The sequence below is a fragment of the Serratia sp. M24T3 genome (assembly GCF_000257645.1).
Taxonomy (GTDB): Bacteria; Pseudomonadota; Gammaproteobacteria; order Enterobacterales; family Enterobacteriaceae; genus Rouxiella.
Map to the genome: position 1 here is coordinate 1 of NZ_AJHJ01000022.1, position 17,084 is coordinate 17,084.

A 17,084-nucleotide genomic window follows, 5' to 3' on the forward strand; every position below is an offset into this window, starting at 1 on the left:
CAAGGCGGCAAGCGAGTGAATCCCGATGAGCTTACATTTAGTCAATGATTCGGGTGAAAGAGCGAAGCCAACGACGTTACACCCCAAGACCATTGGCGCTGTAACAAGGCGGCAAGCGAGTGAATCCCGATGAGCTTACATTTAGTAAGTGATTCGGGTGAAAGAGTGAAGCCAACGATGTTACAGCGTCAATGGGGCAGGATAGTGTTGCGCAAACTAGGTGGGAAAGGATAGTATGCGCGCCGCGGTAGCAAATTCGCCGTTTTTAATACAATATTTAGCCCGCACAGCACTCGTCGCACAGGGCAAGATGCAGCAGGCGTTATTGGGTTCCCTCACCCCAACCACTAAAAAGGTCACAATTTATGTATTCCTTTACAGCTCAACAGCGGTTTTCCGCGTTGATATGGCTTTCGCTATTTCATATCGCCATCATTACTTCCAGTAATTATCTGGTGCAATTACCTGTCTCCATCTTTGGTTTTACTACCACTTGGGGCGCTTTTACCTTTCCGTTTATCTTCCTGGCAACCGATCTGACGGTGCGTATTTTTGGTGCTCCCCTGGCGCGGCGAATTATTTTATCGGTGATGGTGCCTGCGCTGGTGATTTCTTATTTCATCTCCGCGCTGTTTTATCAGGGAAGCTGGCAGGGCTTTGCTTCGCTGAGTAGTCTCAACGTTATGGTGGCGCGCATCGCGACCGCCAGCTTTATGGCTTACGTGTTGGGGCAAATCCTTGATGTACAAGTGTTTAACCGCCTGCGTCAGCGCAACAGCTGGTGGGTAGCGCCCACGGCGGCAATGTTCCTCGGTAATATCAGCGATACTCTGGCGTTCTTCTTTATTGCTTTCTATAAAAGTAGCGATGCGTTTATGGCCCAGCACTGGGTTGAAATTGCACTGGTAGATTACAGCTTCAAATTGCTCATTTGTCTGATTTTCTTCCTGCCGATGTACGGTATGCTGCTCAACGTCCTGCTCAAGCGCCTGGCGCAATCAGGTAAAGGCGAACCCGTAGCGTTTCATGACGACACAAAAGCCGCCAATATCTGACTTGCTTTTCGCCCGTGAATAGGTTGCCATAAAGGCCGTGAAGTCAATAATCTACATCCGTCACGCGTTGGCGGATGTAAGGTGCGTGAAACTTAAAGGAAGCCCTATGCACAAATTAGCCAAGTTTATGGGAATAACGCTGCTGGTTGCCGGTTTGGCGGCCTGCGATGGCAAAACTGATGATAAAACAGCATCAGCAGACAAGGGCGCAACGCCAGCCGCTGCGGCTGCCGCAACTAAGCAAATTAGCCTGCTGGATGGCAAACTCACCTTTGCATTGCCAAACGGCATGAGTGACCAAAGCGGCAAGCTGGGTACTCAAGCCAATAATATGCACGTTTATGCCGATAAATCCGGGCAAAAAGCAGTGATCGTTATTCTCGGCGATTCCACCCCGGACTCGCTGGAAGTTATTGCCAATCGACTGGAACAGCAGCAGCACGATCGCGACACTAACCTGCAAGTTGTGACCAATAAATCGATTCAGGTAAATGGTCAAACTCTGCAACAGTATGACAGCGTGATCAACTCTGCCGGTTCAAAAGCCTATTCTTCTATTGTGTTGGCGAAAATTGACAACCAGCTGATGACCATGCAAATCACCCTGCCTGCCGACAACCAGCAACAGGCACAAACTGATGCCGAAGCGATTATCTCAACGCTTAAAGTTCAGTAATATTATCGGTAATAAACGCGGAGCCCGCCTCCGCGTATTTCGTCCCTAAAATCCCGCCTATTTTCAACACACCCTCACATTTCGCGCAAAATCGAACGTAAATGCGCATATAAATCCTTAAAACGTGATCTCATCCCGCCAATTCATGCGCATTAATATTTCAAAGTGTTAATAAATCCGGCAGAATCGCCCCGACAGTCATATTTCTGCAACATTACTGTCATAAAGCAGATTCCATCTTCGTGTGTCGGATCCGTAGGATGCTCGTTATGGAACATTTCAATACCTATGGAAAGCACCTCGGAGGCATCATGCTTAGTATTTTCAAACCGGCCGCGCATATCGCGCCAGTGGACGATACGCACGTCGATCCACTCTACCGCCGCCTGCGCTGGCAGATATTTATTGGCATTTTCTTTGGTTATGCGGCCTACTATCTGGTGCGTAAAAATTTTGCTCTGGCGATGCCGTATCTGGTTGAACAGGGATTCTCACGCGGCGATCTTGGGCTGGCGCTGTCAGGCATTTCCATCGCCTACGGTTTCTCCAAATTTATTATGGGTGCGGTCTCCGATCGTTCTAATCCCCGCGTTTTCCTGCCTGCCGGGCTAATCTTATCCGCCGTAGTGATGCTTTTTATGGGTTTTGTGCCCTGGGCAACGTCAAGCATTGCCATCATGTTCGTATTGCTGTTCCTTTGTGGCTGGTTCCAGGGCATGGGATGGCCGCCATGCGGACGAACTATGGTTCACTGGTGGTCGCAGAAAGAGCGCGGGCGCATCGTTTCAGTATGGAACTGTGCGCATAACGTCGGTGGCGGCATTCCTCCCCTACTGTTTCTGCTCGGCATGGCGTGGTTTAACGACTGGCACGCCGCGCTGTACATGCCGGCATTTGCCGCTATCGCGCTGGCAGTTTTTGCTTTTGTAATGATGCGCGATACCCCGCAATCCTGTGGTCTGCCGCCTATCGAAGAATATAAAAACGATTACCCGGCCGATTATGACAAAGCTTCGGCAGAGCAAGAACTGACGGCAAAACAGATCTTTATGCAATACGTGTTGCCCAATAAGCTGCTGTGGTACATCGCACTGGCCAACGTATTTGTTTACCTGCTGCGTTACGGCATTCTCGACTGGTCACCGACCTATCTTAAGGAAGTGAAGCACTTTGCACTCGATAAGTCTTCCTGGACCTATTTCCTCTATGAATATGCCGGGATACCGGGCACTCTACTTTGCGGTTGGATGTCAGACAAAGTGTTCAAGGGCAATCGCGGGGCAACTGGCGTGTTCTTTATGACGCTGGTAACTATCGCCACTGTGGTTTACTGGCTTAATCCCGTGGGAAATCCAGGCGTGGATATGGCCTGCATGATCACCATCGGCTTTCTGATCTACGGGCCGGTAATGCTGATTGGCCTGCACGCGCTGGAACTGGCACCAAAAAAAGCAGCAGGAACGGCGGCTGGTTTTACCGGCCTTTTTGGTTATCTCGGAGGATCGGTCGCAGCAAGCGCGATTGTTGGTTACACGGTGGACTATTTCGGCTGGAATGGTGGGTTTATCGTGATGATCGGCGGCTGTGTGCTGGCGGTGATTTTGCTCGTAATGACGATGCTGAGTGAAAGCAAACACAAAGCGGAACTGGCTAAACGCAATTAGTCATAAAAAAATCAGATAATGAGCCGGAAAAACAAAGGGCCGCGAGTTGCACAACTGGCGGCCCTTTTTCGTAAGCGAAGTATTAACGCTCGCTGTTCAGATACATTTTACGCAGGTAATGCGGCACGGCGTCGTCGGCGTTGGAGCCGATAATTTCCGCCTCCGGCATCGCCGCTTTCAGACGCGGCAGTGAACCGCTCATCAAACAGCCTTTACCCGACATGTTTAGCATCTCAAGGTCGTTCATGCCGTCACCAAAGGCGATACAGTCTTTCAGCGTATAGCCCATCAGCCTGGAAACTTCTTCCAGCGCGTGGCCTTTCGACACGCCACCGGCCATCACTTCCAGACATACCGGCAACGAGAAGCTGACATTGACCCTGTCGCCCCAGCGCGCATTAATCGCCTGCTCCAGCGGGATCAATTTTTCGTGATCGTCGCAGGTAAAATACACCTTGGCAATACCGTCAGTTTCCAGCAGGCCCGGCTGATAGATCTTGTACTTGAAAATCGATTCTTTGAAAAAGTCTTCCTGATCGCGACGATCGCGATTCATGTGCCAATCGTCGTTGCGGTAGACATTGGTCAGAATATCGGGATTGTCGTGGACAATGGCGAAGAGATCTTCGGCGATATCCGGGTCGAGATTATGGCTAAAAATCAATTCGCCGTCGGTGTTGTGTACACGCGCACCGTTGGAGGTGATCATGTACGCGCTGATGCCCAGAGCATCGCGCATCTGTGCAACGTCAATGTGATGACGTCCGGTGGCAAACACAAAGTGAATATCCCGCTGGGTTAATAGTTGCAGGGTCTCTTTGGCGAAAGGGCTCAGGGAATGATCGGGTGACAGCAGCGTGCCATCTAAATCGGATGCAACAACATGATACATAACGTTAGGTTCTAACCTCTGATGGAGTTGTGCGCGGCAGGCCGCGGTTTAAGTTCGTCGCGCATAAAAGCGCATGATGGCGTCTAACGCCTTTGCCCGCATATCGTCCCGCTCGAACAGGATCTCATGGCGTGCGCCTTCGATAACCAGCGGCTTACCCCCAACGCAGGGGTGTCCGGCAATGGCCATGGCCTGACAAAAAGCAGCATGCGACCTGTTATCGACAACGTGGTCTTCACCTGCCTGCAATAACAACAGTGGCGTAGTAATATTTTTGGCTTGTTCCAGAATCTTGACGCCTGCCTGAATGCTTTCGCGCACCCAATGGTAGGTCGGCCCGCCCACCCGCAACTCGGGATAATCGGCATAAAAACGCTGATTACGACGATAGCGCTCGCGGCTGTGGGTCAGGCGATTGACCACAAACGGCAGTGGCCGCCAGGTGCCGGTACCCAGTGCATATTTATTGCGATAAAGCGGACGCCGTTCAGCCCAGTTAAGAATATTGCGCGTTAGCCAGTCCGGTGTGCGCAACGAAATACCGGTCATCGGTGCACAAAGCACTGCTGCATCGAAGTTTTTAGGTTCACTGGCTAAAAACAGTGCCATGATCGCGCCACCCATCGAATGAGCCAGCGCAAACTTTTTAGCATAATTGCGCGGAGCGATCTCGAGCTTATAAAAGGTCGATAAATCTGACACGTAGTCGTCAAACTTGTCGACATGCCCCAAGTGCGGATCTTTAAGTAATCTTCCTGAACGACCTTGACCACGGTGGTCGAGAATCATGACGTCGTAGCCACAGTGAAACAAATCGTAGGCCAGCTCAGGATATTTTACGTAGCTTTCGATACGCCCGGTGGATATAAAAATGACTTTGTTATGACGAGCGGAACAGAAACGCACGTAGCGGATCGGGACGTTATCAACCCCGTTAAACTCGGCTTCTTCGCGTGTGCGCCAGAAATCCAGCAAGGGTCCGGTAGCAAAGGCTGAAAAGCCGTATTCTCGCGTTAACCAGCGATCGTAATTAGATGGCATCGACTGTCCCAGAACAAAAATACCGCGTGGAGAAATAAGTTGTTTTCAGGCCGTAGCGCATTAATAAGCAATAGCGTATTGTGCCACAAAAAGACGGTTCTCAATAGATTTCAAGCTGCAGAGTCAGCATTAAGGAAGAAGTAAAATGACAGTAGATTGGTGGCTGACGTACCTGCTCACAACCTCAATTTTAAGCCTTTCACCGGGTTCTGGTGCCATTAACACCATGAGTACCGGTATCAGCCACGGTTATCGCGGTGCGGTCGCCTCTATCTCCGGATTACAGCTCGGCCTGTCGATTCATATCGTGCTGGTGGGTATCGGTCTTGGCGCGCTGGTGTCACAGTCGCTGCTGGCGTTTGAAATTCTGAAATGGTGCGGGGCGGCGTATCTTATCTGGTTGGGGATCTGCCAATGGCGCGCAGCGGGAGCTATCGACATGAATGCGCTGGCCAGCAATATGCCGCGCCGTCGTTTGTTCAAACGCGCGGTGTTGGTCAATCTTACCAACCCAAAAAGCATCGTGTTTCTCGCCGCGCTGTTCCCGCAGTTTATCGTTCCACACCAACCGCAAGTTGCGCAGTATCTGGTGCTGGGAGTTACCACCGTCGTCGTCGATATTATCGTGATGATCGGTTACGCCACGCTGGCAAAACGCATTTCTGGCTGGATAAAAGCGCCAAGGCAAATGACCCTGCTCAATCGCATCTTCGGCTCGCTGTTTATGATGGTTGGGCTGCTGCTGGCAACGGCGCGGAAAATTTGACCACAGCGAAGAAGGCCCGTTTTATCCCTATCATGGACAACAACTCACTCACCATGGTGAGGGTATTCCTGAAAGCGCGATTTACAGCGAGCATCCGGATAAAAAGTTTGGGGTGTGGTATTAATTGCCGAAGATAAACGAAAAATAGCTGCTTTAGTCGCTTAATAATGCGAAAAACCGCCATCGGCGGTTTTTTATTACATGACGTTGAAGATTAGCGGGAAATAATCAGGTGGATACCGATACCCGCGAACAGCACGCCCGCTACGCCATCAATCCACTTGGCTAAGCGCTGATAACCTCGGCGCATCACTGGCAGAGCAAACACCATCGCGACTACCGAGAACCAGGCCAGCGTTTCGAGACTGATCAACGCAAACAATCCCCAACGCTCGCCATTGCCGACGCTATCGCCAACGAACAGCGAGAAGATACTGCCGAAATAAATAACCGCTTTCGGATTAGAAAGATTGGTCAGCAAACCGCGCATAAAGGTTTTACCGCGCTTGGGCAAGATTACCGGCTGAATCTCGGATACGCTTTCACCCGCCGCTTTTTGCGCCCGCGCAGACTTCAGCAGTTGCCAGCCCATCCAGCAAAGATACAGCCCGCCGCCCACGGTAATGATTTGATGCAGCCAGGCCATTTTTTGCAGCAAAAGGTGCAGGCCCATTAATGCGACGGCGGCCCAAACCAGCACCCCCAGCGTAATGCCAAACACGCCCATCATTGCCTCTTTGCGCGAGCGGCTCATTGCCGTCTGAGAAACAAAGAAGAAGTCTGGCCCCGGCGACATCAATGCTACGAGATGCACGGCGGCAACGGTTAAAAACAGAATTAACATGATTTACTGCTCCTCTTTACGCTGACTTATTTGATTGTTGACGGTCGGGCATTGTACTCATTCGTCGTCGTTATCAATGTGATCGCGGATCAATGCCATAAACGGACGACCAAATTTTTCAAGCTTGCGCTGGCCAACCCCGGTAATACCAAGCATTTCGCCGGGGCTGACTGGCAGCTGTTCGGCCATTTCCAACAGCGACGTGTCGTTAAATACTACGTAAGGTGGAACGTTTCCTTCATCCGCAAGGGTCTTACGCAGCTTGCGTAGTTTGGCAAACAGCTTGCGGTCATAGTTGCCACCATAGGTTTTCTGCGTGTTGGTGCCGCGAATTTTAAGTGTTTGCAGGCGCGGAACGGCCAGCTGCATCGCTATCTCGCCACGCAATACCGGTCTGGCAGCCTCGGTGAGCTGCAACGCGGAGTGCATGGCGATATTTTGGGTAATCAGCCCGAGGTGAATGAGCTGGCGCACCACGCTTATCCAGTGCTCATTGCTTTGCTCGCGACCCATGCCGTAAATCGGCAACTTGTCATGGCCGTATTCGCGGATACGCTGATTGTTCGCCCCACGCAGCACCTCAACGATATAGCCTAAGCCAAAGCGCTGGCCGACACGATACACGCAGGACAGCGCTTTTTGCGCATCCATCAGGCCATCGTAGCGTTTAGGTGGGTCAAGGCAGATATCGCAGTTGCCGCAGGCTTCCTGCTTGCCTTCGCCAAAGTAATTCAGCAGCACTAAACGACGGCAGGTTTGCGCTTCGGCAAAGGCGCCCATCGCGTTGAGCTTGTGGCGTTCGACGTCCTGCTGTGGCCCTGCCGGTTTTTCATCAAGGCATCGGCGTAGCCAAGCCATGTCGGCCGGATCGTAAAGCAGTAAAGCTTCGGCAGGCAAACCGTCACGCCCCGCGCGTCCGGTTTCCTGATAATAAGATTCGATATTGCGTGGGATATCAAAGTGCACCACGAACCGCACATTGGGCTTGTTAATCCCCATGCCAAAGGCGACAGTCGCGACCACAATTTGCACGTCGTCACGCTGGAATGCTTCCTGCACCTGCGATCGGCGATCGTTTTCCAAACCGGCATGGTAGGCACCCACGCTGATGCCACGGCTTTGCAGCCGGGCGGCGGTGTCTTCAACCTTGGCTCGGCTACCACAATAAATAATGCCGCTTTTGCCGCGTTGGTCCTGCACGAAACGCAGCAGCTGGTCGAGAGGTTTAAACTTCTCGACCAGAGTGTAGCGAATATTGGGACGGTCAAAGCTGCTAACCTGCACCAGCGGGTCGTTGAGTTCGAGCAGGCGCACGATATCGTTACGCGTAGCATCATCGGCGGTTGCGGTCAGGGCAATCACCGGCAGCTGTGGATAACGCAGTTTCAGCTGGCCGAGCGCGCGGTATTCTGGACGGAAATCGTGGCCCCACTGAGAAATACAGTGAGCTTCATCGACCGCCAGCATAGCCGGATTCCACTGTTGCAGCTGCTCCAGGAAATCGCCCATGGTCAGACGCTCAGGGGCGATATAGAGCATTTTAATACGCCCGCTGCGACAGCCAGCCATGACTTCCTGCTGCTGTTCGCGGGTTTGGGTAGAATTGAGGCAACCGGCTTCTACACCGGCAGCCATCAGCTGATCGACCTGATCTTTCATCAGGGAAATCAGCGGAGAGACCACCAACGTCAGGCCATCCATCACCAGCGCAGGGATCTGATAACACAGCGACTTTCCGCCGCCAGTAGGCATCACCACCAGGCAATCTTTACCTAAGATGGCTGCATTTATGATCGTCTGCTGACCCGGTCGAAATTGCTGGTAGCCGAAGGTATCTCGCAACACCTGCTCTGCCAGTAACTCCTTATTTATCACTGCCGCCGTTGACACTCGTTTCCCCAAAATTTATTACACCCGAACGCTTCTCCTTGAATAACATGAAGATAGCGTCGGGTTATGCTGGTGCCGATCGGTCGGTCACATCATATCGTTCATCATGATACCAATACCGAAGCGAGTCTGCTTGTGGTTGTAGTCAATCATTGACTCACCGTAGCCACTAAACAGCTGGGTATAGAAGCGCACATGACGAGTAATTGGATAACTCCAACCCAGTTCACCGCTGCCGTAACCGGTGTTCCAGTTATAGTGGCTGGTTACGGTGATAACGCTATCGCCCAGCGCATAGCCGACTTTCACCTGGTAATAACCCATATACTTGGTGATGTCCGGATTATCATCATTACTTTTACTTTCTGGAATACGGTACCAGGGTTTTAGCTCAACTTGCCAGTTGCCATGCTGCGCCATATAACGAGCATACACGCGGTTCCAGCTGCGCGAGGTGGGATCGGCACGACCGTTGGATTCATGGTTGAATCCATACTCGGCTTCACGCAGAGTCCAGCCAAGGAACTCGTAATCAGTGGCCCAGGCGAGGAATAACTGTGGCTCGTAGTTGGTTTCACGGAAAGGCGAGGACTCTTTACTGTTGGAAATCTGCCACCAGGATCTCTGCGTATAAGACGCACCCAATACCGAGTTATCGCCAGCAATACCGCGCCAGATTGGGAACGCCAGACTCAGCTGGAATTTTAGCTCATCGTGTCTGGCATTATGGGCCCAGTTATAAGACTGGATCGCCTGCTTGTTGATATTACTGGTGTCAGTATAAATGACATAGTTTGTATCGTAAGGATAAAGCGTAAACGGATTATCGTGTTCCTGGAGCATGTTGGCAATGATGCTGCCGCGCACGCTCGGTGTGTCATGCACGTCCTGAATTTTTGCTTCATCAGCATAGCTGAGTAGCGGTAAAGCCAGCATGGCAGCGCCAGCAGCCCAAGATTTACCCATCCTTTCACCCCAAAAAGTTAATTGCCGCGAATCGGCATAATCAAAAAATGTTGATACATATTGTTAAAAAAACAGGCCATTCTACACACAATTTTAAACCTGTAGAGGATTAGCATAAGTAAGCTAGAAAACAATCACCAGGATGCTTAAAATCAACAATTCATTCACAAAGCAAATACTATCCTCGTCATTCGCTATCAGGAAATGTTATGTCTGCCACACCATTGAGTCACGATGCAGCCCGCCAGCTAATAGGTGAGATTTTTATCTATGACATGCCATTCAATCGCGAGCTTGGTCTAGAACTTTGCCGCCTTGATGCTGGCTGTGCCGAGCTGACTTTTCAAAATCAATCGAAGTTAGTGGGCAATGCGGTGCAAAAGATTCTGCACGGCGGCGTGATTGCGTCAGTGCTGGACGTCGCCGCCGGACTGGTGTGCGTTAACAGCGCACTGATCCGCTTTGATAAACCTGAACATCCACTGCTGGAACCGGAACTGCGTCAGCGTTTATCGAAGATGGGCACCATTGATCTGCGAGTTGACTATCTGCGTCCCGGTCGTGGCGAAAATTTTGCAGTAAAAAGCACACTGATCCGCGCTGGAAATAAAGTTTCCGTCGCGCGCGTCGATTTATTCAATGAAACCGCGATTCATATCGCCACCGCCACCGCGACCTATCTGGTTGGCTAGGAACATGAATTAACAGGGAATTGCCATGGATGCCAAAAGAACCCGCGAGGGAGTAATCTTTGCCTTTATCGCCTATTTTATCTGGGGCGTTGCGCCTGCCTACTTCAAGTTGCTGCAACGAGTCCCCGCCGAAGAAATCCTGACCCATCGGGTGATCTGGTCCTTCTTCTTTATGCTGGTGTTGCTGTCAGTCAGCCGAGGCTGGGGCGGCGTGCGCAAAGTGTTTGGCACCCCGATTAAGGTTGGATTACTGCTGGTGAGCGCCCTTCTGGTCGGTGGAAACTGGCTGCTGTTTATCTGGGCCATCAACCATGACCATATTCTCGAGGCCAGCCTGGGCTATTTTATCAGTCCGCTGGTGAACGTTTTGCTGGGGATGATGTTTCTCGGCGAGCGCTTTCGTCGATTACAGTGGGTGGCGGTGGTGCTGGCGCTAGCCGGGGTGCTGGTACAGCTGTGGATATTTGGCTCGCTGCCGATTATTGGCCTGGGGATTTCACTGACCTTCGCGTTTTATGGCCTGCTACGCAAGAAGATCGCCGTGGATGCTCAATCGGGAATGTTGATTGAAACGATGTGGCTGCTACTGCCTGCTGCAATTTATCTGTTCTATTTTGCCCACAGTTCGACCAGCAATCTGATTAATAATCCGCTGTCTCTGGACCTGTTACTGGCGGCAGCAGGGGTGATCACCACCGTGCCGCTGCTGTTCTTTACCGCCGCGACCTCACGACTGAAATTCTCCACGCTAGGCTTTTTCCAGTATATCGGCCCAACATTGATGTTCCTGCTCGCGGTGCTGTTTTATGGCGAGTCGGTTAAACAATCTCAGTTGGTGACATTCGCTTTTATCTGGGCCGGTTTAGCCTTTTTTATCTATGACGCGGTTCAGCATCAGCGCCAGCAGAAAAACCTCAAGGCGGTAGGCATCGCCACCGCCGAGGCCGTCGAAATCAAAAACTAAGAGGGGGCCGGCGTGGCGCTGCGTGAGATAAAGCGCGCCATTGCAGGGCCAGTGACAATAATGGTCAACAGCCGCAGTGTCTGCATCGCCATTATAAACGAAATATCCACGTGGCTACCGGCCGCGATAATTGCCACCGTATCCAGCCCGCCCGGGCTGGTTGCCAGATAGGCCGTCAGCATGTCGACGTGCAGGATTTTAGTCAGTACCCAGGCCATTGCGCCGCACAGCAAAATCAAACCAATAATCGAGACCACCATCTGCGGCAGCGTGCGTAAAGCCAACTTGAAGATAGGACGAGTAAAACGCAGGCCTACACTCCAGCCAATCAGGGTATAGGCAATCGCCAACAACCATTCGGGAACTTCTAATAATACCGTGCCTGTAGAGTGTAGGAACGCGCCGACCACCGCCGGGATAAGCAGCGCACCCGAGGGAATACGCAGCTTGGGGGCAAGCCAGACGCCGGCGAGCGCAAGCGCGGGTGTCACCAGAAAGCGCCAGTCCAATGCCGGAAACCATTCTACTGCCGCCGCACCCGTGGCATGATCGCCCAAGCTTAGCCGCGAGACAATCGCTGCCGCCGTGGCGACAAACAGCACGCGCAAGTACTGCATAAACGCGACTAATCGCACGTCGGCCCCAAAGTCGCCAGCCATTGCCACCATCGCGCTGGCACCGCCCGGAGAAGACCCCCACGCACCGGTCGGACCGGGAAGATCGCTGAATTTCACCAGTAGCCAGCCGGAAAGGCCGCTGGCCAGCAGCGTGCAGACCAACACCATCAACACTAAAAACCAGTCGTGCAGCAGCGGCGGCAAAATGGAAGGTGAAAGCGCCTGCGCAATCATACAGCCAATCACGCCTTGCGCGATTTTGAAAAATACGCCTGGAATGCGCACCGTAGCGCCAAACAGGCCCATCACGACGCCGACGATCATCGGCCCCAACAGCAATGCGGCCGGAACATTAAAATATTGAAAGATAAAGCCTAAAATCAGCGACGCGACGACCAGACTACACCACTGGGCGACGGGAGCCATTCTTTCCATGTACATTATTCGAGTCTACGTAAAAGCAACAGGAGGGATATTTTTAGCACATTTAAGGAACTAGCGGGTAAAGATAAGGCGGGATTTCCCCCGGCGAACCGGAGGATCTGTTACTGAGAAAAGAGGCATTACAGCCAGTTTTTTCTTTTGAAATACAGGTATGGCGCGAGACCGGCGAGCAGCATTAACACCAATGCTGCCGGATAGCCGAATTCCAGCTTCAGCTCTGGCATAAACTGGAAGTTCATCCCGTAGCTTGAGGCAACCAGCGTCGGCGGCAGGAACACAACCGAAACCACCGAGAAAATTTTGATGATGCGGTTCTGCTCGATGTTGATAAAGCCCATCGCCGCCTGCATCAGGAAGTTGACCTTTTGGAACAACGATTCGTTGTGCGGCAGCAGCGACTCGATGTCACGCAATACTTCACGCGCCTGCTCAAGCTGTCCGCCAGGTAAACGGGCTTTACGCACCAGGAAATTCAGCGCGCGCTGGGTGTCCATCAGACACAGGCGAACCTTCCAGCCGATATCTTCCAGCTCGGCCAGCGTAGAAAGCGCGGCGTCGTACTCATCGCCCTGATGACCTTCCATAATCACGCGCGAGAGCTTCTCCAGATCGCTGTAGATGTTTTCGATCTCATCGGCCAGCTGTTCGATTTTAGTTTCGAACAGATCGAGTAGCAGCTCGTAGGCATTGCCGTCGGTCAGTTGCTGATTTCTGGCGCGCATGCGGTACAGACGAAACGCCGGCAGTTCGCGCTCACGCAGAGTAAACAGGCGGCCATCGCGGATGGTAAATGCCACGGTGCTGTTACCCGCGTGATCTTCCGCGTCTTCGTAATAGAAGAAGGAGTGAATATGCAGGCCGTCTTCGTCTTCAAAAAAACGTGCCGACGCTTCGATATCGTCCAGTTCTGGCCGGGTTGCCAGACTTTGCCCTAATTCGTTCTGTACGCGATCGCGTTCCAGATCGTCAGGCTCAACCAAATCGACCCACAGAGACTCAGACAGAGAGGTCTCTGATTCATCCAGTTCCAAACGGGATAAGCGGCTGTTATCTAATTTAAAAGCACTCAGCATGTGCCCGTTCTCCCTAATGGTGACAGGTTTAGACAACGCATTGAAGCACTAGGGGAAACACAGGTGAAAGTCACCAGCATGTTTCAGACCCGATTCAGGTCTGACTCACAGCGACGGGTTGGAGCCGCTGACAACCAAGTTAAGCAGGATTCGATTATCCGCTCTCTGGCCGTCAGCAATGAGGGCCTAGGAGTGGAACCTGCTTAACAGATTATTGAGCCAGTATCGACTGGGTGCGTCCAAGGCGAAAATCCTCATAAATAATAGTGCGCGCATGTTACGCCGATAAGAAAAAGACTGTCAACCGGGAAGGTGCTTAATTCCGCAACATTTCGGCATGATTTTCAACCGTCGATCAACAGTCTGCCTGCTTACCCGCAAGACGTTTTTTGACTACACTCTATAGCACACCAAATCGAAATTCGCCCCACCACTCCATACTTTTCAGGATCAAAAATGATTAAGCAAATTACCCGTGAAAATCTTGGCCAACTCGCGACCAAAGCGGAACAATCGCCACGCCTGCGCACCAATCTTAACCTGCATCCTGACGTTAACGATCCGGTACAACGACTGGCCGTGACCATGGAGCCACAAAGCTATGTGCGCATCCATCGCCATCCGCATACCTGGGAATTATTGAGCATTTTGAGCGGCCGTCTTGTTGTATTGATTTACAATTCAGAGGGAAAAATAACCGAACGGCTGGTGTTGGGTGAAGAGACGCGAACGCTGGAAATTCCGGCGGGTATTTGGCACAGCGCGATTGCATTGGATAAAGGCACCACTTTCCTGGAAATTAAACAGGGGCCTTATGTTCCTGTGCCAGAGGAAGATACCTTCACCGGCAGCCCGGCCGAAGGCGACGACAAATCCGCAGCGATTATGGCCTGGTATCCGGATGCCAAAGTGGGTGACACCGTGAAGTTTTAAGCTTTTAAACACAAAAAACGCCCAGATAAGGGCGTTATTGTCGCAGGCAGTTTGAGTGCTCTACTCTTTGAAAAATCAACATTTAAGCGCAAGCGATTTATAGCCTTTGAATTCTAACGCCCAAACGAGGGCGTTATTGTCGCAGGCAGTTTGAGTGCGCACTCCTCGCAAGCTCAACATTTAAGCGCAAGCGATTTATAGTCTTTGAATTCTAGCGCCCAAACGAGGGCGTTATTGTCGCAGGCAGTTTGAGTGCTCTACTCTTTGAATATCAACATTTAAGCGCAAGCGTCGCGGCTATGTTGAGTGCGGACAGCGCGGAGAAACCGGAGCGTACATTAGTACGTGAGGATTTCGAGCACTGCCCAAGCTCAACAGAGCAAGTAAGCTAGCTTAAACCGCCTCAAGCCGGGCATAGGCGGCGACTAACCATTTAATGCCTTCGCCGGGGAAGGCGATCTGCAGGCGGCTGTGTTCACCGCTACCTTCCAGATTGACGATGGTGCCTTCACCGAATTTTGGATGACGCACTCGTTGCCCCAAAGCGAAGCCGCTGCTGTTTTCACTGAGCACCGGCGTGCCCATGCTGCGGTGTTTGACCTGACGCGTCACGCTGGCGCGTAATCGCACCTCTTCAACGCAGTTTTCCGGCAGTTCGCCAACAAAACGTGAAGGCCGATGATAGACCTCTTTACCGTACAATCGGCGAGTTTCGGCGTAGGTCAGAGTCAGCTTTTTCATTGCACGGGTTACGCCAACGTAGGCCAGTCGACGCTCTTCTTCAAGACGCCCGCCCTCATCCAGCGACATCTGGCTCGGGAACATCCCCTCTTCCATGCCGACAATAAACACCTGCGGGAATTCCAGTCCTTTAGCCGAGTGCAGCGTCATTAGTTGCACCGCGTCCTGATAAGCATCTGCCTGCCCTTCACCGGCTTCCAGCGCGGCGTGAGAAAGGAAAGCCTGCAACGGCATCAGATCCTGGTCTTCATCCTGATAGCTGAACTGACGCGTTGCCGTCACCAGTTCCTCAAGGTTTTCAATACGCGCCTGGCCTTTTTCGCCTTTTTCCTGCTCATACATGATAAACAGGCCTGAATCTTTGATCACACGGTCGGTCTGAACGTGCAATGGCATCTCTGCCGTTTCGTGCGCCAGCGCGTCCACCAGCTCGGTAAAGCGTTGTAGTGAAGACGCTGCGCGACCGGCCAATACCTTTTCCTGCAACAGCACGCGAGTTGCCTGCCACATAGTCAGCTGACGATCGCGAGCCGTTTGACGCACCACGTCGAGGGTGCGATCGCCGATGCCACGCGTCGGGGTATTCACCACGCGCTCAAAAGCGGCATCGTCGTTGCGGTTAGCCATCAGGCGAAGGTAAGCCAACGCGTCTTTAATTTCCTGACGTTCAAAGAATCGCTGGCCACCGTAGATGCGATATGGCATCGCCATCTGCAATAAAGCCTCTTCCAGCACGCGCGATTGGGCATTGCTGCGATAAAGAATCGCGCAGTCGTTCAGCGCCCCACCGTTGTCCTGCCACGCCTTGATGCGGTTAACCACGAAGCGGGATTCATCCAGCTCGTTAAACGCACAGTAAAGAGAAATGGGTTCGCCTTCGACACCCTCGGTCCAGAGGTTTTTACCCATACGGCCATTGTTATTGGCAATCAGCGAGTTGGCAGCGGTCAGAATGGTGCTGGTGGAACGATAGTTCTGCTCGAGGCGAATAGTTTCCGCGCCGGGGAAATCCTGCAGGAAACGCTGGATGTTTTCCACCTGCGCACCACGCCAGCCATAGATTGACTGGTCATCGTCGCCGACGATCATCACGTTGTTATTTTCACCGCACAGCAGGCGGATCCAGGCGTACTGAATGCTGTTGGTATCCTGGAACTCGTCCACCATCAGGTTGGTAAAACGCTCACGGTAGTGTTGCAAGATATGCGGCTTGTTCAGCCACAGCTCGTGAGCGCGCAGCAGCAGCTCGGCGAAATCCACCAGACCGGCGCGATCGCAGGCTTCCTGATAGGCCTGATAAATCCTCAGCCAGGTAGCTTCAACTGGATTACCATAGCTTTCAACGTGTTGAGGACGAAGACCTTCATCTTTTTTGCCATTGATGTACCACATAGCCTGACGCGGCGGCCACTGTTTGTCGTCGATGTTCAGCGCTTTGATAATACGCTTGAGCAGGCGGAGCTGGTCGTCGCTGTCGAGGATCTGGAAGTCCTGCGGCAAATTGGCGTCAAGATGATGGGCGCGCAGCAGGCGGTGAGCCAGGCCGTGGAAAGTACCAATCCACATGCCACCCTGGCTGGTGCCAATCAGCTGTTCAATACGGTGGCGCATTTCGGCTGCGGCCTTGTTGGTAAAGGTCACCGCCATAATGGAATACGGGGAGCAGTTCTCTACTGACAGCAGCCAGGCGATGCGATGCACCAGAACTCGGGTTTTCCCGCTGCCTGCACCTGCCAGCACTAAAAGATTGCTGCGCTTGGCGCCTACGGCTTCGCGTTGTTTTTCATTAAGGCTGTCGAGCAGGTCAGAAACGTCCATAAGCACCG

At 52.3% G+C, this 17,084-nt stretch carries 15 protein-coding genes; 7 read left to right on the forward strand and 8 right to left on the reverse strand.

All coding sequences use genetic code 11. The features are described 5' to 3' along the window. Positions 1 to 365: 365 nt before the first annotated feature. The 3 genes from SPM24T3_RS16000 (at position 366) to glpT (ending at position 3,395) form a co-directional block, all read left to right on the forward strand. Entirely contained in the window at positions 366 to 1,055 is a 690-nt protein-coding gene (locus SPM24T3_RS16000) for a 7-cyano-7-deazaguanine/7-aminomethyl-7-deazaguanine transporter (RefSeq protein ID WP_009637834.1), read from the forward strand. Positions 1,056 to 1,161: 106 nt separating this feature from the next. Beyond that, a complete protein-coding gene (locus SPM24T3_RS16005; RefSeq protein WP_009637835.1) occupies positions 1,162 to 1,731 on the forward strand; it encodes a DcrB family lipoprotein in 570 nt (189 codons plus the stop codon). A gap of 311 nt (positions 1,732 to 2,042) precedes the next feature. Then, positions 2,043 to 3,395, forward strand: a complete 1,353-nt coding sequence (glpT, locus tag SPM24T3_RS16010; protein ID WP_009637837.1) for a glycerol-3-phosphate transporter — start codon at positions 2,043 to 2,045, stop codon at positions 3,393 to 3,395. A gap of 82 nt (positions 3,396 to 3,477) precedes the next feature. Here the strand turns inward: glpT and yigL are convergent, their stop codons facing one another. Continuing rightward, a complete protein-coding gene (gene yigL / locus SPM24T3_RS16015) occupies positions 3,478 to 4,287 on the reverse strand; it encodes a sugar/pyridoxal phosphate phosphatase YigL (RefSeq protein WP_009637838.1) in 810 nt (269 codons plus the stop codon). A 48-nt stretch (positions 4,288 to 4,335) separates the two neighbouring features. Further along, complete coding sequence (gene pldB, locus SPM24T3_RS16020; protein WP_009637839.1) at positions 4,336 to 5,328, reverse strand: lysophospholipase L2; 993 nt, start codon at positions 5,326 to 5,328, stop codon at positions 4,336 to 4,338. 145 nt (positions 5,329 to 5,473) lie between these two features. Here pldB and rhtB point away from each other — a divergent pair, with 145 nt between their 5' ends. After that, the gene (gene rhtB / locus SPM24T3_RS16025) at positions 5,474 to 6,094 is read left to right on the forward strand and encodes a homoserine/homoserine lactone efflux protein (RefSeq protein ID WP_009637840.1); all 621 of its coding nucleotides are present in this window, start codon (positions 5,474 to 5,476) and stop codon (positions 6,092 to 6,094) included. A 214-nt stretch (positions 6,095 to 6,308) separates the two neighbouring features. Here the strand turns inward: rhtB and rhtC are convergent, their stop codons facing one another. The 3 genes from rhtC to pldA form a co-directional block, all read right to left on the reverse strand. Continuing rightward, entirely contained in the window at positions 6,309 to 6,938 is a 630-nt protein-coding gene (rhtC, locus tag SPM24T3_RS16030) for a threonine export protein RhtC (protein WP_009637841.1), read from the reverse strand. A gap of 57 nt (positions 6,939 to 6,995) precedes the next feature. Next, positions 6,996 to 8,828: an ATP-dependent DNA helicase RecQ gene (recQ, locus tag SPM24T3_RS16035; protein ID WP_009637842.1), complete on the reverse strand. Its 1,833-nt coding sequence runs from the start codon at positions 8,826 to 8,828 to the stop codon at positions 6,996 to 6,998. Between the two features lie 87 nt (positions 8,829 to 8,915). Continuing rightward, positions 8,916 to 9,794: a phospholipase A gene (pldA, locus tag SPM24T3_RS16040; RefSeq protein ID WP_009637843.1), complete on the reverse strand. Its 879-nt coding sequence runs from the start codon at positions 9,792 to 9,794 to the stop codon at positions 8,916 to 8,918. A gap of 209 nt (positions 9,795 to 10,003) precedes the next feature. On the opposite strand from pldA, the gene SPM24T3_RS16045 reads away from it, so the two are divergent. Then, complete coding sequence (locus SPM24T3_RS16045) at positions 10,004 to 10,486, forward strand: thioesterase family protein (RefSeq protein WP_009637844.1); 483 nt, start codon at positions 10,004 to 10,006, stop codon at positions 10,484 to 10,486. Between the two features lie 25 nt (positions 10,487 to 10,511). Beyond that, on the forward strand, positions 10,512 to 11,450 hold the full coding sequence (gene rarD / locus SPM24T3_RS16050; RefSeq protein ID WP_009637845.1) for an EamA family transporter RarD: 939 nt from the start codon (positions 10,512 to 10,514) through the stop codon (positions 11,448 to 11,450). Here rarD and SPM24T3_RS16055 read toward each other — a convergent pair. Then, positions 11,447 to 12,502 carry an AbrB family transcriptional regulator gene (locus tag SPM24T3_RS16055; protein ID WP_037378877.1) on the reverse strand — a complete coding sequence of 352 codons (1,056 nt, stop codon included), beginning with the start codon at positions 12,500 to 12,502 and terminating at the stop codon, positions 11,447 to 11,449. The two genes, rarD and SPM24T3_RS16055, sit on opposite strands and share 4 nt — an antisense overlap. A 128-nt stretch (positions 12,503 to 12,630) precedes the next feature. Next, positions 12,631 to 13,584, reverse strand: a complete 954-nt coding sequence (gene corA, locus SPM24T3_RS16060) for a magnesium/cobalt transporter CorA (protein ID WP_009637847.1) — start codon at positions 13,582 to 13,584, stop codon at positions 12,631 to 12,633. Between the two features lie 456 nt (positions 13,585 to 14,040). Between corA and SPM24T3_RS16070 the strand changes: the two genes are divergently transcribed. After that, entirely contained in the window at positions 14,041 to 14,517 is a 477-nt protein-coding gene (locus SPM24T3_RS16070; protein WP_009637848.1) for a WbuC family cupin fold metalloprotein, read from the forward strand. Positions 14,518 to 14,910: 393 nt separating this feature from the next. Here SPM24T3_RS16070 and uvrD read toward each other — a convergent pair whose 3' ends face one another. Continuing rightward, positions 14,911 to 17,076, reverse strand: coding sequence for a DNA helicase II (gene uvrD / locus SPM24T3_RS16075; RefSeq protein WP_009637849.1), 2,166 nt, complete (start codon positions 17,074 to 17,076; stop codon positions 14,911 to 14,913). Between the last annotated feature and the right edge of the window lie 8 nt (positions 17,077 to 17,084).